A 19,307-nucleotide genomic window follows, 5' to 3' on the forward strand; every position below is an offset into this window, starting at 1 on the left:
GCGCACGGTCAAATACGAAGAAGTTTATCTCCGCGCCTACGACAGCGTGTCCGAGGCGCGAGCGTCAATTGCCAAGTATCTGGCCTTCTACAATCAGGGACGCCCTCACTCGAGCCTTGACGGGCGCACGCCCGACGAGGCTTACTTCGGCACGCAAGCTATGGTGATGGCCGCATGACCGTCGCCGACGATTTTGTCGTCGCTCTGGTCGGGCTACGCCCTCCCGACGCAACGACAAAATCGTAAAGCCCCGCGTTCAGCATAACCCGGCAGGAATCCACTTAAATCCAGCGGGGCGCTGTCCAAACAACCGGGGCCAGCTCTCCCGTCCGCCGCCAAGGTCACCACGAAGCCGACGTCGTCCAACTTCCCCTCAGGCGGTGGGGGCGTTTCCTTCGCGAGGAGGCCGCGGCCCGCCAGTGGTTTGCGGTACTTGAACCGCGAGGTGGGCTCGATCGAGAATGGCAACGCCGCGATCGGATCGCTTGTGCTGACCGCACTGATTCTGACGCTGGCCAGAGTCGCCCGGATCACCGCGTCCGAGAGGCGTGCCGGCGCGGGCCTCGGGATCGACATGGTCACGATCGCGACCATGTCCGGGCCTTTGACGTTCAACATCCATTTGTCGAAGGTCTGATTGCCGGTGCGCTGCTCCGCCCTGACGGTCACCTGTTCGTAGGGCAGTCCTTCGATCGTCTCGGTGGACAGGAGGCGCATGCCGTGCCTGGCCATCGCTTCGGCGCTGATGCCGGCGCGAATTTGCTCGAACGCCGCCGGCGGAAACTCCACCAGCACGATCGAAGCGCTGCCTTCCTGGTCCAGGAAGCCCGAGAAGGTGGTTGCGACCGCAAAGCCCTTTGGTGGCTCGAGGCTGATGCGGCTACCGGGTGGTTTGATCGGCTCGGCGACGCTTGCGGACGTCAAAGTGCTCGCGACGATCCAGCATGCGAGTGCAATGCCGCCAGCGAATTGTCTGATCACGACCGAGAACCACCACAGTTGTTGCCATGCAACCTTATATTGGCGAAGCATGACACAACAAGTGCGGGCATATCCTTGCCGAAGGCGAGCTTCGACGAATTGCTAGCAGCTCGCCGCCACTTCGTCCCCGACCATAACCGGCTGCCGATCCAGCGCGGCTGCCGGCGACAGCCAGATCACCAGGGCCTGCGCGCCGAACACGGCTGCTGCGAGATAAAGGCACGCTTCCGCGCTCCAGAAGCCGCCGACGATCGCGCCGAGGGCCGAGCCGAGCGGGCGGGCGCCGTAGCTCATGATGTTGATGGCGGAGACGCGGCCGAGCAGGCGCGGCGGCGTCACCGACTGGCGCAGCGTCGTGGTCGAGATCACCCACAGGATCGGCCCGGCGCCGAGCAGGAAGAAGCTCAAGCCTGCAAGCCAGGGTGAGGGGACCAGCACCGTCAGCGCCATCACGACCGAGGCGACGAAGCCCGTGACCGGGCCGAGGCCGACGACCGTGCCGAAGGCGATGCGCTGCATCACGCGCGTGGCAAGGAGCGCGCCGATCACCATGCCGACGCCATACATCGTCAGCACCGTGCCGACGCCGGCGGCGGTCAGGCCGAGATGGCGCACGGCATAGGGCACGAACACCGCGATCTGCAGGAACCAGCCGGTGTTGAAGATGAACTGGGTGATGAACACCGGCCGCAGCAGCGGATGGTGGAACACGAAGGCCGCGCCTTCGCGGATCTCCTGGAACGGATGGCGCCGTGGCATCGGTGCGCGGGCGGGCTCGTAGATGCCGGAGAGCAGCACCACGGCGATGGCCGAAAGCGCCGCAGCAAAGCCGAAGGCGAGGCTTGCCCCCCACCAGCCGACCAGTGCGCCGCCGAGCGCGGGCCCACTTGCGAAGGCAATGGTGCGCGCAAGCTCGATCCGCGCATTCGCTGCCGGCAACAGGTCCGCGTTGACCAGCGAGGGCACCAGCGCAGGCGCGGCAACGCTGTAGACGACGGTGCCGCACACTGCCGTGAAGCCGAGCAATGCCAGCAGCGGCAGATTGAGCGCGCTCAGCGCGAGGAGGAGCACGATGGCCGCAAGGGCTGCGGCCCGCAGCGCCTCGGCGCCCGCCATCAGCGCGCGGCGGGAGATGCGGTCGGCGAGCAGGCCAGCCGGAATGGCGAACAGCACGAAGGGCAGGGTCAGCGCGGTCTGCAGCACGCCGGTCTGGCCCTCGGCGACCCCGAGCGTCAGCACGGCGACGATCGGAGCGGCGGCGAGCGCGATCTGCTCGGCGGATTGCGCTGCGAGATTGGACCAGGCGAGGCGGCTGAAGGTGTCAGGGAGGCGCTGCGAATTTGACATGGCTCATTTCCTGCAAAGTCGGATTGGCGCCAGTATCCGCTTCCGGGCGCGGCCAAACCCACCCGCTTTCCGACAGGGCAGGGCAGAGCTCCGCTGTGCCGGGGAACCGATGCGGCTAGATGCAGTTGCAAATGAGTTGCAATAAGCCCCGACTTCGGTATTCTGACCGTATGGATGCCCGATCGCCTGATTTAACCCCCGATGCCGCCGGCTGGCGCACTGACGCGCCAGCCACCAAGAGCCTCGCCGAAGTGAACGCCACGGTCGCCATTCCGGTCGCGGCCCAGTGGTGGCGGCGGCTGCTCGCCTTCGTCGGTCCGGGCTACCTCGTCTCGGTCGGCTACATGGACCCCGGCAACTGGGCGACCGACCTCGCCGGCGGATCGAAGTTCGGCTACACGCTGCTCTCCGTCATCCTGCTCTCGAACCTGATGGCGATCCTGCTGCAGTCGCTGGCGGCGCGGCTCGGCATCGTCACCGACCGCGATCTCGCGCAGGCCTGCCGCGCCACCTATTCGCCGGCGGTGAACTTCCTGCTCTGGCTCGCCTGCGAGGCCGCGATCATCGCCTGCGATCTCGCCGAGGTGATCGGCACCGCGATCGCGCTGAAACTGCTGTTCGGCATTCCCCTGATCGGCGGCGCATTGCTCGCCGCGCTCGATGCGTTCCTGCTTCTCATCCTGATGAACCGTGGCTTCCGGTTCCTGGAGGCCTTCGTCATCGCGCTGCTGGCGGTGATCGCGGCGTGCTTCGTGGTCCAGATCGCGGCGGCGGCTCCTCCGGTCGCGGAGGTCCTGCGCGGCTTCATGCCGAAGAGCGAGATCTTCACCAACCCGGAGATGCTCTACATCGCGATCGGCATCATCGGTGCCACCGTGATGCCGCATAATCTCTATCTGCACTCCTCGATCGTGCAGACGCGCGCCTATGAGCGCAACGACGAGGGCCGCCGCGAGGCGATCAAATGGGCGACGACGGACTCCACCATCGCCCTGATGCTGGCGCTGTTCATCAACGCCGCGATCCTCGTCGTGGCCGCCGCGACCTTCCACAAGAGCGGCCATGCCGACGTCGCCGAGATCGGCCAGGCGTTCGAGCTGCTCTCGCCGCTGCTCGGCCTCGGCATCGCCTCGACGCTGTTCGCGGTGGCGCTGCTCGCCTCGGGCCTGAACTCGACGGTCACTGCGACGCTCGCCGGTCAGATCGTGATGGAAGGCTTTCTCGACCTGCGCCTGCCGAGCTGGGCGCGCCGCCTGCTCACGCGCGGCATCGCCATCATTCCCGTGATCATCGTCACCGCGATCTATGGCGAGCGCGGCACGGCCGATCTCTTGGTGTTCAGCCAGGTCGTGCTGTCGATGCAGTTGCCCTTCGCCGTCATCCCGCTGGTCCGCTTCGTCTCCGACCGCCGCAAGATGGGCCAGTTCGCGATACCGGTGTCCGTTGCCGCGATCGCCTGGATCGTCGCGGGCGTGATCGTGGTTCTGAACGTGAAGCTGCTGGCGGATACGCTGTTCGGGTGAAGTTGCCACTACGCAGCTGTCATCGCCCGCCTTCGCGGGGCATGACAGAAAGCTAATCCTGCGGCTCGGACGCCGTATCGCCCTGCGCGTCGATCCGCAGCCAGCCTGACGGGGCGAGGCGCTGCTGCGGCAGGAAGCGGGCCTTGTAGTCCATCTTCTTGGAGCCTTCGATCCAGTAGCCGAGATAGACGTAAGGCAGGCCTTGGCGTCGCGCGCGGGCGATGTGGTCGAGGATCATGAAGGTGCCCATCGAGCGGCTGACCTGGCTCGGCTCGAAGAAGGAATAGACCATCGACAGGCCGTCGCTGAGGACGTCCGTGAGCGCCACCGCGATCAGCTCCTCGCCGCGGCCGGTGATGCCGCTGTCGGGGCCGCGTTTGCGGTATTCGATGATACGAGTCTCGACATGGCTGTCCTCGACCATCATGGCGTAGTCGAGCACGGTCATGTCGGCCATGCCGCCATGGCGGTGGCGGGCGTCGAGATAGGCGCGGAACACCGAATATTGCTCGGAGGTCGGCACCGCACTGCGCTGCTCGCCGATGATGTCGGCGTTGCGCGCCATCACCTTGCGGAAGTTGCGCGAGGGGCGGAACTCGTTGGCGATGACCCGGACCGAGACGCAGGCGCGGCACTGATCGCAGGCCGGCCGGTAGGCGATCGACTGGCTGCGGCGGAAGCCGCCATGGGTCAGAAGGTCGTTGAGGTCGCCGGCGCGGTCACCCACGAGGTGCGTAAACACCTTGCGCTCATGCCGGCCCGGCAGATACGGGCAGGGCGAGGGCGCCGTGAGGTAAAACTGTGGGGTGTCGCGCGAGTGCTGGGTCAAGGGACGTCGTGGGCCTCCGAAGTGGGTATCAGCATCGCGCTACGGAAGCTCTCGGTCAATTGGTCTGCTCGGCAGGTCAGATGCGTCAGCTTAGTCGGTCCTGGTTGATAGGTTCTTGATCACGGGTTCTCAGTAGGTCCTTGCGCCTTGCGGCACGGGGGCACGGACGGAATTGTTGATCACGACCGTCCCCAGCACGAAATCATGCAGCAGCCGCCGGCGGCCGTTGAACAGCCCGACCAGCACCACGAAGGGCGACAGGAACGACACCGTCACCCAGAACAGCACGGCATGGGTGGCGCCGAGCACGAAATAGCCGGGTGCGCCGTACCAGGTGCGCAGCTCCAGATCCATGACCCGCATGCCGATCGTCGCCGAGGACGGCCCGCCGATGCAGGCGCCGTAGTAGACGATGGCCCAGATCACGGAGGCCGGCCAGGCCAGCCAGAACAGCGCCCAGCCGATGCCGAGCGTGACCACGCCGAACAGCGCGATGAAGATGTAGCCGAGGATGACGGGAACGGAGATCACGACCATGTCGATCAGGAACGCGAACACCCGCCGCGTCGCGACGCCGCGGAACAGTTCCGGATGCAGATAGGGATCGTAGGCGTGCGGCTGGACCGCGCCGTCGTTGCGCCAGGCGCCTGAATTACCCGAGTCGTACGACATAGTCCGTTCTCCAGCGAAGCCCCCGTCGCAGGACATGGGAACAGGCCATCCCCGTGCCAAGGGCGCGCAGGCGTCAGCAAGCCGAAATATTCCGGCGATTCGGGGGCGGATGTGGCCGCTGGCGCGGAAGCCGTAGGGTGGGCAAAGGCGCGTGAGCGCCGTGCCCACCATTGTCCGTTGTCGTGCGCGATGGATGGATTGGTGGGCACGCTACGCTTTGCCCACCCTACGGCACCTATGCTTGGCTGCGGAGCTTCTCCGCCACCTTCGGCGCAAAATAGCTCAGCACGCCGTCGGCGCCGGCGCGCTTGAAGGCGAGCAGGCTCTCCATCATCGCACGCTCGCCATCGAGCCAGCCATTGTTGGCGGCGGCTGCGATCATCGCGTATTCGCCGGAGACCTGGTAGGCGAAGGTCGGCATCGCAAAGGTGTCCTTCACGCGGCGGACGACGTCGAGATAGGGCATGCCGGGCTTCACCATCACCATGTCGGCGCCCTCGGCGATGTCGAGCTCGACCTCGCGCAGCGCTTCATCGGTATTGGCGCTGTCCATCTGGTAGGTGCGCTTGTCGCCGGTGAGCGTCTTGGCCGAGCCGATGGCGTCGCGGAACGGACCGTAGAAGGCGGAGGCGTATTTGGCCGCATAGGCCATGATCTGCACGTCGAGCAGGCCAGCGCGGTCCAGTCCCTCGCGGATCGCGGCGACGCGGCCGTCCATCATGTCGGAGGGGGCGATGATGTCGCAGCCGGCCTCGGCCTGCACCAGGGCCTGGCGCACAAGCACCGCGACCGTCTCGTCGTTCAAAATCTTGCCGTCGGAGATCAGGCCGTCATGGCCGTGGCTGGTGAAGGGATCGAGCGCGACGTCGCAGAGGATGCCGATCTCCGGAAACTCCTTCTTGATCGCGCGCACCGCCTGGCAGACCAGGTTGTTCGGATTGGTCGCTTCCGAGCCTTCCTCGTCCCGCAAGGAGGGGTCGGTGTAGGGAAACAGCGCGAGGCAGGGGATGGTGAGCTTCATCGCGCGCTCGGCCTCGCGCACGGCCTGGTCGACGCTGAGGCGGTCGACGCCCGGCATCGAGGCGACCTGCTCACGCTTGTTGTTGCCGTCGATCAGGAACAGCGGCCAGATCAGGTCGTCGGTGGTGAGGACGTTCTCGCGCACCATCCGCCGGGCCCATTCGGCCTTGCGGTTGCGGCGCGGGCGGACGGTCAGATCGAGGGCAGGGGAGGCTCCGCCATCCCGGCGCGACACCTCGCGCAATTCGATCGGACGTCCGTATTTGATCGCCATTACTCTTCCTCCGGCTGGAATTATTCTTATACCAGCTCGCATGGTTCCCGTCACCGCGGCTTGACCTGCCGCAAGGTGATGGCAGCCGATTGATTTTGCGGGCGGAAGCAGCCAGAAGGGGCCCATGTCCGAGATCTCCACCCGCGATGCGGCCCGCGACGGCGCCAGTGCCAGGGACGCTGCCCGAGACAATGCCAGAGAGAGCGCACTCTCGGTGGCGGCGATCTCGTCGGAGCGGCCTGAGTCCGACGACAATGTCTGGACGCGGCGGCTCGTGCTGTTCCTGCGCGTGATGGCGCTGCTCTCGATCCTCAAGGGCCTCTATCACTGGGCGCAGGTGACCGGCTTCGTCGGCGGCGAGGACGAGGCGTTCGAGAACCAGTCGATGGCCTGGCAGGCCGCGACCGTCTACTTCGCGGTGATCGAGCTCGTCGCCGCCGTCGGCCTGTGGCTCGCCACGCCGTGGGGCGCGGTGGTGTGGCTGACGACCGTCGTGTCGATGGCGGTGATCGAGCTGATGTTCCCGGGAATCTACGGCGGCAGCCTGGTTGTGGTCGGCGTCGAGGTCTTCATGCTCGCCGCTTATCTCGCGCTCGCCTGGATGGCCGCGCGCGAACGGCCGCCGTAGCGCGACGTCTTCGCTGATATCGAAATGCAGCGCGCCCCTGGCGATGCGAAGCATCGTCCAGTACGGCGTGATGCATTGCAGAGCCGGGGCCCATCTCTCCGCAATCTCGCTTTGAAACATCTGGGTCCGGCTCTGCGCTTCGCTTCGCTGCGCTTGTCCGGGACACAAGTGTCGCGATTGGTTGACCGCTGGTTGCCTCGAATTTGCGGTAAGTTTTCACTAACCAGCCGGTTCCGCCACAGCTGTTACGGGCCCGTTTCGAAACGGGGCGGGGCTGTTCTGGAATGCGACAGATTGGGCGGACGGAGGGTGAACAGGACCTTGCGAAGGTCAACAGACGGTTGCGAAAAGTCCTTCTGGCACAGGCTTAATCCGCAATTCACTGTCTTAAATTCATGATCTCTTTATTCTCTTATTTAAGCCGATCTTCAAACGAGCCCCTTAAGTTGCACCTATCAGACGGGACACAAGTTTCGTCGAATAAGTGTCGATAAAAACGACAACAGGGGAAGTGTCATGATGAAAGCCGTCGCAACTGCGGCAGATACCGCAGAGCGCGTCTCCGGCCAGCAGGGTTCGGTGCAGTCGCTCTATCTGGAAGCTTTGACTCTGGTGGAGCGGCTGCATCGCCGGCTCCTCGACGTCATCAAGGACGAGTTCGATCGTCGCGGTCGCGCCGACATCAACTCGGTGCAGGCACTGCTGCTCTACAACATCGGCGACAAGGAGCTGACTGCCGGCGAGCTGCGCACCCGCGGCTACTATCTCGGCTCCAACGTCTCCTACAATCTGAAGAAGCTCGTCGAGCTCGGCTTTCTCGATCATCAGCGCTCGCGCGTTGATCGCCGCTCGGTGCGCATCCGCCTGACCCCGCAGGGCCAAGAAGTCCGCCGCATCGTCGACGCGCTCTACCAGAAGCACGTCAAGACGGTCGAGCAGGTCGGCGGCATCTCGGGCGAGGAGTTCTCCACGCTCAACAAGTCGCTGCACCGTCTCGAGCGGTTCTGGACCGACCAGATCCTGTACCGCCTCTGAGTTCCAAGGGATCAAGGCCAAGCCGGCCCGACAACAAGACCGGCAAGCCTCCCGAACGTGCCTGACTTTCCCCAAGCGCATCGGCCCGGCTTGCCCGGACCGGTGCGTTTTGACGTTTCGCAATTGCGAAAAAATGCCCGCGCGCACGGAACCAGGTCGCCGCATCGCAGTTAGTCCTCTGGATCGGAGGATACCATGCCGGGCGGGCGCGGGTTGCAGGCCATGAACGTCGAACTCGTGAGCGATGCCTATGCCATCGCCGCGAATTACCTCCGCCGCTCCGGCGCAATCCCCGACACGCTCGTCACCAACGAACGCCTGCTCGAGATCATCATCAAGCTGATCCAGCACGGTGAATTCAACAAGATCAGGCTTGCCAACAAGGCGATCGCCCAGTTCGAGACGCAGTCCGAGGCCCGCGCGGTTGCCTGATCAAAATTTCCGCAATTCGGAAGAACCAGAGGGTGCAATGGAAGCTGCCATCGACCGCATCATGCAGACCTATGACCTGCTCGCCAACCGCACGGCGGCGGCCAGCGAGGAGGCACGGGCCAAGGTCACGAACTACCTCAATACCCTGGTGGAAGCGGGCGAGAAGGATCCGCACAGGTTGACGGTCTGCGGCCTGACCTATCTGCGCCAGCTCGACGGCAGCGTGGACCCGGTGAAGGCGGGGTATACCGGCTTGTAAGAGGTGAACCGACTGCTTTGGCCCGTGGAGCCCATACCTCTTTAGGGTCCAAAACGGCCCCTTCCGGCAGAATTGGAGCGGGGGCGGTTCCGGAGAACCGTCCTGCCGCCCAAATCCCCGGTCCCCACCACATCTTGCATAAATCTCAGGCCCGACCCGCAAATGCTTGGCCGGGGGCGGGCGATGTGGTAGATCGCGCGTGCTTCCGATCGCCACACCAGACCCGCCCGTAGCCCGCCAAAAGGCTGCGGCGGTGGAGATATTCGCAAGATGACCCTCGCAAAGACCGCCTCCGCGCCCGATTCGTTTTTCACCGCCTCGCTCGAGCAGGCCGATCCGGAAATCGCAGCCGCCATCAAGGGCGAGCTCGGCCGGCAGCGCCATGAGGTCGAGCTGATCGCCTCCGAGAACATCGTCAGCCGGGCCGTGCTGGAAGCGCAGGGTTCGGTGATGACCAACAAGTATGCGGAGGGTTATCCGGGCGCGCGGTACTACGGCGGTTGTGAGTGGGTCGACGTCGCCGAGAACCTCGCGATCGATCGCGCCAAGAAGCTGTTCGGCGCGAACTTCGCCAACGTGCAGCCGAACTCCGGCAGCCAGATGAACCAGGCGGTGTTCCTGGCGCTGCTCCAGCCGGGCGACACCTTCATGGGTCTCGATCTCGCGGCCGGCGGCCATCTCACCCACGGCTCGCCCGTCAACATGAGCGGCAAGTGGTTCAAGGCCGCGCACTACACCGTGCGCCGCGAGGACCAGATCATCGACATGGATGCGGTCCAGAAGCAGGCCGAAGAGGTCAAGCCGAAGCTGATCGTCGCCGGCGGCTCGGCCTATTCGCGTGCCTGGGACTTCAAGCGCTTCCGCGAGATCGCCGACAGCGTCGGCGCTTACCTTCTGGTGGATATGGCGCACTTCGCGGGCCTCGTTGCCGGCGGCGTGCACGCCTCGCCCGTACCGTATGCGCATGTCACCACGACCACGACGCACAAGTCGCTGCGCGGTCCCCGCGGCGGCCTGATCCTCAGCAATGACGAGACGCTCGCCAAGAAGCTCAACTCGGCGATCTTCCCGGGCCTGCAGGGCGGCCCCTTGATGCATGTGATCGCGGCGAAGGCGGTTGCCTTCGGCGAGGCGCTGCGGCCGGACTTCAAGGTCTATGCCAAGAACGTCGTCGAGAACGCCAAGGCGCTGGCCGAGGCGATGAAGAGCCACGGCTTCGACATCGTCTCCGGCGGCACCGACAACCACCTGATGCTCGTCGACCTCCGGCCGAAGGGCCTGAAGGGCAACGTCTCGGAGAAGGCGCTGGTCCGTGCGGCCATCACCTGCAACAAGAACGGCATTCCGTTCGACCCCGAGAAGCCTTTCGTCACTTCGGGCCTGCGGCTCGGCACGCCCGCTGCGACCACTCGCGGCTTTGGCGTCGCCGAATTCCAGCAGGTTGGCGGCATGATCGCCGAGGTCCTGAACGCGATCGCGCAGTCCTCCGACGGCAAGGCGCCGCTGGTGGAAGCCGCGATCAAGGAACGGGTCAAGGCGCTCACCGACCGGTTCCCGATCTACCAGTAAGGTCAGGCCAAGCGGATGCGGTGCCCGAACTGCAACAGTCTCGATACGCAGGTAAAGGACTCGCGTCCGACCGAGGACTCGTCCGTGATCCGCAGGCGGCGCGTGTGCGTCGCCTGCAATTTCCGCTTCACCACCTTCGAGCGCGTGCAGCTGCGCGAGCTCACGGTGATCAAGCGCAACGGCCGCCGCGTGCCGTTCGACCGCGACAAGCTGATGCGCTCGGTGCAGATCAGCTTACGCAAGCGGCAGGTCGATCCGGAGCGGGTTGAGAAGATGGTCTCCACCATCGTGCGCGAGCTCGAGACCGGGGGCGAGGCCGAGATCTCCTCTGAGGTGATCGGCGAGACTGTGATGGAGCACCTGCGCACGCTCGACGACGTCGCCTATGTGCGCTTCGCTTCGGTCTACCGCAATTTCCGCGAGGCCAAGGATTTCGCCGACGTGCTCGGCGAGCTCTCCGGTGAGGAGGAAGCGCGGCTCGCCGCGATCCGCAAATGATCTTCCGCATCCTGGAGGATCAATTCGCGCAGAAGGCCCGCGACGCCAAGGACGCCGACCGCCGCTTCATGGAGCTTGCGCTGGCGCTGGGTAAGCGCGGGCAAGGGCGCACGTGGCCCAATCCGGCCGTTGGCGCGGTCATTGTGAAAGACGGAGTGATCGTCGGCCGTGGCTGGACCCAGCCCGGCGGACGGCCGCATGGCGAGCCCGAAGCGCTGCGGCGCGCGGGCGAAGCGGCGCGGGGCGCCACGCTCTATGTCACGCTGGAGCCGTGCTCGCATTTCGGTAAGTCGCCGCCTTGCGCCGATGCGGTGATTGCAGCCGGCATCAAGCGCGTGGTGGCGGCGATCGAGGATCCCAATCCGGAAGTGGCGGGGCAGGGCCATGCGCGCTTGCGCGCCGCCGGCATCACGGTGGATGTCGGTCTTTGCGCCGCAGAGGCCGCGTTCGACCACGCCGGCCATTTCCGCCGCATCCGCGACAAGCGCCCGCATGTGATCCTGAAGCTCGCGGTCTCGCCCGACGGCAAGATCGGCGCGGCCGGCGGTAAACCGCTCGCGATCACCGGCGAGGCGGTGCGCAATCGCGTGCATCTTCTGCGCGCGCAGAGCGACGCCATCCTGGTCGGCATCGGCACGGTGCTGGCGGACGATCCGCAGCTCAATTGCCGCCTGCCGGGCATGGCGGCGCGCTCGCCGGTGCGCGTGGTGCTCGACCGGAGCCTCCGCATTCCGGCATCGAGCCAGCTCGTGCGCTCCGCGCGCGAGACACAGCTTTGGGTGATGGCTTCCGAGCTGGCGGAGGCCGCGGCCGCAACCCGCCTTGGTGCGGCCGGTGCGCAAATCATGCGCATGCCTCCAGGCAGTGCATCCGGGCTCGATCTTCCGGCCGTGCTGCATGCGCTGGCGGAGAAGGGCATCACGCGGCTGATGGTCGAGGGCGGCAGCCGGGTTGCGGCTTCGTTCGTCGCGGCCGATCTTGTCGACGAGATCTGGCTGTTCCGCGGGGCGGAAGCGGTCGGCGAAGGCGGTGTCGATGCGCTCGATGCATTGCCCCTGTCGAAAATCACGCAGTCGCAGGCCTACAAGGTTCATGCTAGCGAGACATTCGGTCACGATACTCTCACCATCTACGAGCGCGCCTAACATGTTCACCGGCATTGTCACCGATATCGGCGAGATCGTCAGCTTCACGCCAACGGCGCAGGGGCAGCTGCATCGGCTGCGCATCGCCTGCCGCTACGATCAGACCACCATTGCCGACGGCGCCTCGATCGCGAGCAACGGCGTGTGCCTGACCGTGGTTGGGTCCGGCGTCGCGGACGGCAAGACCTGGTATGACGTCGATGCGGCGGCGGAGACGCTGGCGCTGACGACGGCCAAGCACTGGAAGCTGGGCACCAAGCTCAACCTCGAGCGTGCGCTCAAGATCGGCGACGAGCTCGGCGGCCATATCGTCGCCGGCCATGCCGACGGCATCGCGACCATCGTCAGCCGCGAGGACCTGCCTGATATGGCGCGGTTCGTGCTCTCGACCACGCGCGAGCTCGCGCGGTTCATTGCCACCAAGGGCTCGATCACGCTCGACGGCGTCTCGCTGACAGTGAATACGGTCGACGACGTGACCTTTTCGGTGCTGATCATCCCGCATACGCTTGATGTCACGACCATCGGCAGCTGGAAGGCGGGGGCCGAGGTCAATATCGAGGTCGATCTGATGGCCCGCTATGCGGCGCGGCTGACGGAAATGAAGTGACGGCAGAGCCGTCTTTCCGGGGCGGCTCGAAGAGCCGAACCCGGAATCTCGAGATTCCGGGTTCGATGCTTCGCATCGCCCCGGAATGACAGTTTCTAACTTGGCTTACGGACCTGCGGCGACTACATAGCGCCGACCCCTTTCGAAACGGATTGAACGATGGCAGACGCGCGGCGCGCACCCCTGAAGGACCAGACCGACATTTCCGGCGCACGGGCGCTGATTGTCGAGGCCCGGTTCTATGACGATCTCCAGGACGCGCTTCTCGACGGCGCGGTGGCCGAGCTGAAGGCGGCCGGTCTGACGCACGACGTCATCACGGTTCCCGGCGCGCTGGAGATCCCGGCGGCGGTGGCCATCGCGGTCGATGCCGCGGCGGCGAACGGCAAGCCCTATGACGCGGTGATCGCGCTCGGCTGCGTGATCCGCGGCGACACCATCCATTTCGAGATCGTCTCGCAGGAATCCTCGCGCGCGCTGATGGACCTCGCCGTGGCGCGCAAGCTGCCGCTCGGCAACGGCATCCTCACCGTCAACAATGAGGACCAGGCCTGGGCGCGGGCGCGCGCCAGCGAGCTCAACAAGGGCGGCGATGCCGCGCGCGCGGCGCTCGCGATGCTGCGTATCAAACGCCGTCTGGCGCGGGCCTGAGCCATGGCTGAGATCAAGAAACCGGCGGGCGCTCCGGAGAAGAAGGCGAACCGGCGCGGCGCGGCGCGGCTCGCGGCCGTCCAGGCGTTGTACCAGATGGACATCGCGGGAGCCGGCATCAACGACATCTTCGCCGAGTTCGAGAGCCACTGGCTCGGCAACGAGGTCGAGGGCGACACCTATCTGCCGGCGGAAGCCGCCTTCTTCCGCGACGTCGTCTCCGGCGTCGTGCGCGACCAGAAGAAGCTCGATCCCCTGATCGACGAAGCGCTGTCGAAGGGCTGGCCGCTCAAGCGGATTGAGGCGATCCTGCGCGCAGTGCTGCGGGCCGGGGCCTACGAGCTGGAGCACCGCAGGGACGTGCCGGGCCGTGTCGTCATCTCCGAATATGTCGACGTCGCCAATGCCTTCGTCGACCGCGAGGAGACCGGCATGGTCAACGCCGTGCTCGACCAGATCGGCCGCCAGTTTCGCGGCGACGAGTTCGGGCGGGGGTAGGATCAGTCGATGACCCTTGCAGTAGCCGTCATCCTGAGGTGCCGTAGCGAAGCGAAGGCCTCGAAGGACGACGGCGTGCCACTGAAGGTGCACCTCGGCCGTGCATCCTTCGAGGCTCGCAAGAGCTCGCACCTCCAGCGAAAATGGCTTCGCCATTTCGCAGGGATGACGGGTTTACTGTCGTGACACGGGACAGAACACAGCCCTCCGCCGAAGACTCCCTCATCGCGCGCTATTTCAAGCCGCTGGCGACCGATCCCGGTGCGTTCGGGCTGGTCGACGACGCCGCGATCCTGTCCTCGTCCGGCGACGACATCGTCGTCACCACCGATGCCGTGGTCGAGGGCGTGCATTATCTTGCCACTGATCCTCCTGCGACCATCGCGCGCAAGGCGCTGCGGGTGAACCTGTCCGATCTCGCCGCCAAGGGCGCGGCGCCTGCCGGCTTCGTGCTGACGCTGGCGCTGCGCAGCAAGGAGGACTCCTGGCTCCGGCCGTTCGCGGACGCGCTGGGCGAGGACGCCAAGACGTTCGGCTGCCTGCTGCTCGGCGGCGACACGGTGTCGACGCCGGGACCGCAGATGATCTCGATCACCGCCTTCGGCCGGGTGCCGAAGGGGCGCATGGTCGGCCGCACCGGCGCCAGTGCCGGCGACCGCATCCTGGTGACGGGCACGATCGGCGATGCCGCGCTCGGTCTCGACGCGCTCACCGGCGGCGCGGTGGCCCGGGCACTCGTGTCTGATCCCGCTGCACGGGATTTGCTTGCGTCGCGCTATCGCGTGCCGCAGCCGCGCAACGCGCTGGCGCAGGCCGTGCGCGACCATGCGTCGGCCGCGATGGACGTCTCCGATGGCCTTGCCGGCGATCTGACGAAACTCTGTGCAGCGTCCGGCGTCTCGGCCACGGTCGACGTGGCGAGCGTGCCGCTCTCGGCTGCCGCGGCGGGGCTGATTGCCCGTAACGTCGTTGGCGTCGAGACGTTGCTTGCCGGAGGCGACGATTACGAGGTCCTGTGCACTGTTCCGCCGGCGCAAAGCGATGCGTTGATCGCAGCCGGTCGGGCGGCGGGCCTTCCCGTCACCGCGATCGGCACGATCGTCGCTGGCCACGACCGGCCACGCTTCCTGGACGGGCAGGGGCGAGAGCTGACCTTGAAGCGGCTGTCCTACAGTCACTTCTAGGAATTGCTCCAAACCGGCGGCCAGGTTCTCAAGGTTCGTCTAAATACCTGCCGAGATCGGTCTTTTCGGCCTCATCCGGCGTTGCACCCTCAATTTGATTTTGGCAAGCTTGTGACCGACTGGAGCCGCCCCTTCGGGAAAGGGGCGGCTTTGTTCAAAATCAAGGCGCCGCACCGCACGACGGACAACAAAAGGCGCCGGGGGTACATCAAGGATCTGAGGCAAAAATCACATGACAGCATTATGGTTGATAGTGCTCTGCGGAGTGCTTTCCGTCGTCTACGCGATTTGGGCGACGTCTTCGGTGTTGAGCGCGGATGCGGGGTCGCCGCGCATGCAGGAAATTGCAGGAGCAGTGCGCGAAGGCGCGCAGGCCTATCTCCGGCGCCAGTACACCACGATCGGTATCGTCGGCATCGTCATCTTCGTGCTGCTCGTCTACTTCCTCGGTCTTTATGTCGCGATCGGTTTTGCCATCGGCGCCGTCCTGTCAGGGGCGGCCGGCTTCATCGGCATGAACGTCTCGGTTCGCGCCAATGTGCGCACCGCCCAGGCCGCGACGACGTCGCTGGCCGGCGGCCTCGAGCTCGCCTTCAAGGCGGGCGCGATCACCGGCATGCTGGTGGCCGGTCTCGCGCTGCTCGGTGTGACCCTCTATTTCGGCTTCCTGGTTCACTCGCTGAAGCTCGCGCCCGACAGCCGCACCGTGGTCGACGCCATGGTGGCACTCGGCTTCGGCGCCTCGCTGATCTCGATCTTCGCCCGTCTCGGCGGCGGCATCTTCACCAAGGGTGCGGACGTCGGCGGCGACCTCGTCGGCAAGGTCGAGGCCGGCATTCCCGAGGACGATCCGCGCAACCCCGCGACCATTGCCGATAACGTCGGCGACAATGTCGGCGACTGCGCCGGCATGGCCGCCGACCTGTTCGAGACCTACGCGGTGACCGCGGTCGCCACCATGGTGCTCGCGGCCATCTTCTTCGCCAAGACGCCGATCCTCGCCAATATGATGACGCTGCCGCTCGCCATCGGCGGCATCTGCATCATCACCTCGATCATCGGCACTTTCTTCGTCAAGCTTGGGCCGAGCCAGTCGATCATGGGGGCGCTCTACAAGGGTCTGATCGCAACCGGCATCCTGTCGCTGATCGGCATCGGCGGCGTGATCTACGCCCTGATCGGCTTCGGCAAGCTCGACGGCGTCGACTACACCGGCATGGCGCTGTTCGAGTGCGGCGTGGTCGGCCTCGTCGTCACCGCGCTGATCATCTGGATCACCGAATACTACACCGGAACCGACTATCGCCCGGTGAAGTCGATCGCCCAGGCCTCGGTGACCGGTCATGGCACCAACGTGATCCAGGGCCTTGCCGTCTCGATGGAGGCGACCGCGCTGCCTGCGATCGTCATCATCGCCGGCATCCTCGTCACCTACAGTCTGGCAGGCCTTTTCGGCATCGCGATCGCGACCGCCACCATGCTGGCGCTGGCCGGCATGGTCGTCGCACTCGACGCCTTCGGCCCCGTCACCGACAACGCCGGCGGCATTGCCGAAATGGCGGGCCTGCCGAAGGAGGTGCGCAAGTCGACCGACGCGCTCGACGCGGTCGGCAACACCACCAAGGCGGTGACCAAGGGCTACGCGATCGGCTCCGCCGGCCTCGGCGCTCTCGTGCTGTTCGCGGCCTACAACCAGGACCTCAAGTTCTTCGTTGCGGATTCCGCGCGTCACACCTACTTCGCCGGCGTCAATCCGGACTTCTCGCTGAACAATCCCTACGTGGTTGTCGGCCTGCTGTTCGGCGGCCTGTTGCCGTACCTGTTCGGCGCGATGGGAATGACCGCGGTGGGACGCGCCGCCAGCGCGATCGTCGAGGAGGTCCGCCGCCAATTCCGCGAGAAGCCGGGCATCATGCAGGGCACCGACAAGCCGGACTACGGCAAGGCCGTGGACCTGCTCACCAAGGCGGCGATCAAGGAGATGATCATCCCCTCGCTGCTTCCGGTGCTGTCGCCGATCGTCGTCTACTTCCTGATCTACGCGATCGCGGGTGGTGGCGCGGCCGGCAAGTCGGCGGCGTTCTCTGCCGTCGGCGCGATGCTGCTCGGCGTGATCGTGACGGGCCTGTTCGTCGCGATCTCCATGACCTCGGGCGGCGGCGCCTGGGACAACGCCAAGAAGTACATCGAGGACGGCCATTTCGGCGGCAAGGGCAGCGATGCCCACAAGTCGGCCGTGACCGGCGACACCGTCGGCGATCCCTACAAGGATACGGCGGGACCCGCGGTGAACCCGATGATCAAGATCACCAACATCGTGGCCTTGCTGCTGCTGGCGATCCTGGCGCACTGAGCTGAAGCGATTGCATAAGACAAAACCCCGCGGCTCGCGCCGCGGGGTTTTTTGTTTGATGGATTGTATGATCTCACCTCGTCATTGCGAGGAGCTCTTGCGACGAAGCAATCCAGTGTCTTTCCGTGGAGGCAGTCTGGATTGCTTCGCTGCGCTCGCAAAGACGAAGGAGGCAGCAGCGCTCGCGTGAACGCTACTGCACATCCATCTGCAAGCCTTCCTTCTGGATGATGCCGGCGAACTTCTTCGTCTCGGCGTCCACGAAGTCGGCGAACTGCTGCGGGGTGCCGTAATCGGCGCGGGCGCCCATGGCGGCGATCTGCTTCTTGATGTCGTCGCGCTCCAGCATCGCCTTCACCTGAAGATTGAGCGCGTTGAGCACCTCGGGTGAGACCCCCTTCGGCAGGAACACCGAGAACCAGGACGATATGTCGAAATTCGCCAGCTCGGGCGCGCTCTCGCGCATGGTCGGCAGGTTGGGCGCGAGGTCGCTGCGCTCGGTCGTGGTGACGCAGAGACCGTTGAGCGTGCCGTTCTGCACCTGAGGCAGGCTCGGATAGAGGTTGTCGAACAGGATCTGGATGTCGCCGGCGAGCGCAGCCTGGAGCGCGGGGCCCGCGCCGCGGAACGGGATGTGGGTCATCTTCAGCCCGGTGAGCTGGAGGAACCAGGCGCCGGTGAGGTGAGGGCTCTGGCCGACGCCGGAGGAGGCGTAGCTGAGCTTGTCCGGATTGGCCTTCAGGTACGCGATCAGCTCGGCGACCGACTTGATGCCGGTCTTCGGATGCGCCGACACGATGTTGGGGATCCTGATCATGTTGGAGACCGGCTGGAGCTGGTCCGGCTTGTAGGTCAGGTTCTTGAAGATGCTGTAGGCGATCGCGTTCGGCCCGGGGTTGCCGATCAGGATGGTGTGACCATCGGGCTTGGCGCGGACCACCTCGGCGGTGCCGATCGTGCCGCCGCCGCCGGAGCGGTTCTCCACGACGGCCGACTGGCCCCAGGCGGTTTGCAGATGGGCGGCCAAGAGGCGGCCCATCACATCGGTCGAGCCGCCGGCCGCAGCCGGTACGACGAGGCGGACGTTCTCGGTCGGCCTCCAGTCCGCCAGGCTCGACCGCGGCAGGATCGCAGCGGCCGACAGGCCGGCGGCGCCGGCAAGCACGCGACGGCGGGACAACAAAGTGTTCTGAAGTTTCTTGGACACGAATCCACTCCCAGCTTCTTGTTTTGCTGGGAGCGTAGGGAACCCGTCGCGCAACGGCAAGTCGCGACCGGCGGCACGACGCCGCAGGCTGAAGGCTCAGTTAAAGCTGAGCAGCTTGAACAGCGGCGTGAGGTAGCTCATCTCCTGGCCCGACGTCGGCGTGGTGCGGCTGATGAAGTCGAAGATCTTGCCGTCCTGGAGGCCGTAATTCGCCAGCCGGCGCACGCGCCGGTTCTTGTCGAAATAGATCGCGATCACGCGCTGATCGACCACCTTCTGGTTCATGAAGGCGACCATCCGCTCCGAGCGCTGCGAGATGTAGTAGAACACCTCGCCGTCGAGCGTCGCGACGGTGGAAGGCGTGCCCATGACAATCAGCACCTGGTCCTGGCTGGCGCCGATCGGAATCTGCTCCAGCGCGCCGGGCGGCAGGATGTAGCCCTTCTGGAATTGCTCGCCGGTGCAGCCCGCAAGCGCCACGCCGACCAAGGCGGCAGCGGCCGCCAGGCGCAAGCCGCGCCAGCGTGCATGAAGGCCGCGCCGCTTGTCCGCGCGCGGGCCGATCTGGTTCGTTTTCGTCATAGCGGAACTG

21 protein-coding genes are annotated in these 19,307 nt (G+C 65.6%); 14 read left to right on the forward strand and 7 right to left on the reverse strand.

Going from position 1 to position 19,307, the window contains the following annotated elements; genetic code table 11:
* A partial coding sequence (locus IQ16_RS16165; protein WP_080670292.1) for an integrase core domain-containing protein occupies positions 1 to 178 on the forward strand: 178 nt, incomplete at its 5' end.
* A 35-nt stretch (positions 179 to 213) separates the two neighbouring features.
* On the opposite strand, the gene IQ16_RS16170 is transcribed toward IQ16_RS16165, so the two are convergent.
* Complete coding sequence (locus IQ16_RS16170; RefSeq protein WP_145831606.1) at positions 214 to 1,032, reverse strand: hypothetical protein; 819 nt, start codon at positions 1,030 to 1,032, stop codon at positions 214 to 216.
* A gap of 51 nt (positions 1,033 to 1,083) precedes the next feature.
* On the reverse strand, positions 1,084 to 2,328 hold the full coding sequence (locus IQ16_RS16175; RefSeq protein WP_018644613.1) for an MFS transporter: 1,245 nt from the start codon (positions 2,326 to 2,328) through the stop codon (positions 1,084 to 1,086).
* A 170-nt stretch (positions 2,329 to 2,498) separates the two neighbouring features.
* Here IQ16_RS16175 and IQ16_RS16180 point away from each other — a divergent pair, with 170 nt between their 5' ends.
* Positions 2,499 to 3,851 carry an Nramp family divalent metal transporter gene (locus tag IQ16_RS16180; RefSeq protein WP_018644614.1) on the forward strand — a complete coding sequence of 451 codons (1,353 nt, stop codon included), beginning with the start codon at positions 2,499 to 2,501 and terminating at the stop codon, positions 3,849 to 3,851.
* Positions 3,852 to 3,903: 52 nt separating this feature from the next.
* Here IQ16_RS16180 and IQ16_RS16185 read toward each other — a convergent pair whose 3' ends face one another.
* The 3 genes from IQ16_RS16185 to hemB all read right to left on the reverse strand — a co-directional run bounded on the left by IQ16_RS16185 (position 3,904) and on the right by hemB (position 6,646).
* Positions 3,904 to 4,680, reverse strand: coding sequence for an arginyltransferase (locus tag IQ16_RS16185; RefSeq protein ID WP_018644615.1), 777 nt, complete (start codon positions 4,678 to 4,680; stop codon positions 3,904 to 3,906).
* A gap of 129 nt (positions 4,681 to 4,809) precedes the next feature.
* Positions 4,810 to 5,352: an RDD family protein gene (locus IQ16_RS16190; RefSeq protein WP_026312241.1), complete on the reverse strand. Its 543-nt coding sequence runs from the start codon at positions 5,350 to 5,352 to the stop codon at positions 4,810 to 4,812.
* Positions 5,353 to 5,587: 235 nt separating this feature from the next.
* Positions 5,588 to 6,646: a porphobilinogen synthase gene (gene hemB, locus IQ16_RS16195; RefSeq protein ID WP_018644617.1), complete on the reverse strand. Its 1,059-nt coding sequence runs from the start codon at positions 6,644 to 6,646 to the stop codon at positions 5,588 to 5,590.
* Positions 6,647 to 6,770: 124 nt separating this feature from the next.
* Here hemB and IQ16_RS16200 point away from each other — a divergent pair, with 124 nt between their 5' ends.
* From IQ16_RS16200 to IQ16_RS16255, 12 genes are all read left to right on the forward strand, one after another.
* The gene (locus IQ16_RS16200) at positions 6,771 to 7,274 is read left to right on the forward strand and encodes a DUF6163 family protein (RefSeq protein WP_018644618.1); all 504 of its coding nucleotides are present in this window, start codon (positions 6,771 to 6,773) and stop codon (positions 7,272 to 7,274) included.
* A gap of 516 nt (positions 7,275 to 7,790) precedes the next feature.
* Complete coding sequence (gene ldtR, locus IQ16_RS16205) at positions 7,791 to 8,309, forward strand: transcriptional regulator LdtR (protein WP_018320040.1); 519 nt, start codon at positions 7,791 to 7,793, stop codon at positions 8,307 to 8,309.
* Positions 8,310 to 8,504: 195 nt separating this feature from the next.
* On the forward strand, positions 8,505 to 8,741 hold the full coding sequence (locus IQ16_RS16210) for a hypothetical protein (RefSeq protein ID WP_018644619.1): 237 nt from the start codon (positions 8,505 to 8,507) through the stop codon (positions 8,739 to 8,741).
* Positions 8,742 to 8,778: 37 nt separating this feature from the next.
* Entirely contained in the window at positions 8,779 to 9,000 is a 222-nt protein-coding gene (locus IQ16_RS16215) for a hypothetical protein (RefSeq protein WP_018644620.1), read from the forward strand.
* Positions 9,001 to 9,270: 270 nt separating this feature from the next.
* Positions 9,271 to 10,569 carry a serine hydroxymethyltransferase gene (glyA, locus tag IQ16_RS16220; protein WP_018644621.1) on the forward strand — a complete coding sequence of 433 codons (1,299 nt, stop codon included), beginning with the start codon at positions 9,271 to 9,273 and terminating at the stop codon, positions 10,567 to 10,569.
* 15 nt (positions 10,570 to 10,584) lie between these two features.
* On the forward strand, positions 10,585 to 11,067 hold the full coding sequence (nrdR, locus tag IQ16_RS16225) for a transcriptional regulator NrdR (protein ID WP_018644622.1): 483 nt from the start codon (positions 10,585 to 10,587) through the stop codon (positions 11,065 to 11,067).
* Positions 11,064 to 12,212, forward strand: coding sequence for a bifunctional diaminohydroxyphosphoribosylaminopyrimidine deaminase/5-amino-6-(5-phosphoribosylamino)uracil reductase RibD (gene ribD / locus IQ16_RS16230; RefSeq protein ID WP_018644623.1), 1,149 nt, complete (start codon positions 11,064 to 11,066; stop codon positions 12,210 to 12,212). The genes nrdR and ribD overlap by 4 nt, the downstream gene beginning before the upstream one ends.
* A gap of 1 nt (position 12,213) precedes the next feature.
* A complete protein-coding gene (locus IQ16_RS16235) occupies positions 12,214 to 12,822 on the forward strand; it encodes a riboflavin synthase (RefSeq protein WP_018644624.1) in 609 nt (202 codons plus the stop codon).
* A 159-nt stretch (positions 12,823 to 12,981) separates the two neighbouring features.
* Positions 12,982 to 13,473, forward strand: coding sequence for a 6,7-dimethyl-8-ribityllumazine synthase (ribH, locus tag IQ16_RS16240; RefSeq protein ID WP_018644625.1), 492 nt, complete (start codon positions 12,982 to 12,984; stop codon positions 13,471 to 13,473).
* Between the two features lie 3 nt (positions 13,474 to 13,476).
* Entirely contained in the window at positions 13,477 to 13,971 is a 495-nt protein-coding gene (nusB, locus tag IQ16_RS16245) for a transcription antitermination factor NusB (protein WP_018644626.1), read from the forward strand.
* Positions 13,972 to 14,114: 143 nt separating this feature from the next.
* Positions 14,115 to 15,155 (forward strand): thiamine-phosphate kinase, encoded by a 1,041-nt coding sequence (gene thiL / locus IQ16_RS16250; RefSeq protein ID WP_051123006.1) that lies wholly within the window; start codon positions 14,115 to 14,117, stop codon positions 15,153 to 15,155.
* Between the two features lie 232 nt (positions 15,156 to 15,387).
* Complete coding sequence (locus IQ16_RS16255; RefSeq protein ID WP_018644628.1) at positions 15,388 to 17,508, forward strand: sodium-translocating pyrophosphatase; 2,121 nt, start codon at positions 15,388 to 15,390, stop codon at positions 17,506 to 17,508.
* 193 nt (positions 17,509 to 17,701) lie between these two features.
* Here IQ16_RS16255 and IQ16_RS16260 read toward each other — a convergent pair whose 3' ends face one another.
* Together IQ16_RS16260 and IQ16_RS16265 are read right to left on the reverse strand one after the other, a co-directional pair.
* A complete protein-coding gene (locus IQ16_RS16260) occupies positions 17,702 to 18,715 on the reverse strand; it encodes a Bug family tripartite tricarboxylate transporter substrate binding protein (protein WP_035666078.1) in 1,014 nt (337 codons plus the stop codon).
* 96 nt (positions 18,716 to 18,811) lie between these two features.
* Positions 18,812 to 19,297: an outer membrane protein assembly factor BamE gene (locus IQ16_RS16265; RefSeq protein ID WP_026311907.1), complete on the reverse strand. Its 486-nt coding sequence runs from the start codon at positions 19,295 to 19,297 to the stop codon at positions 18,812 to 18,814.
* Positions 19,298 to 19,307 lie beyond the last annotated feature (10 nt).

Origin of the sequence: Bradyrhizobium huanghuaihaiense, from assembly GCF_007830635.1 — a bacterium.
Lineage (GTDB): Bacteria > Pseudomonadota > Alphaproteobacteria > Rhizobiales > Xanthobacteraceae > Bradyrhizobium > Bradyrhizobium huanghuaihaiense.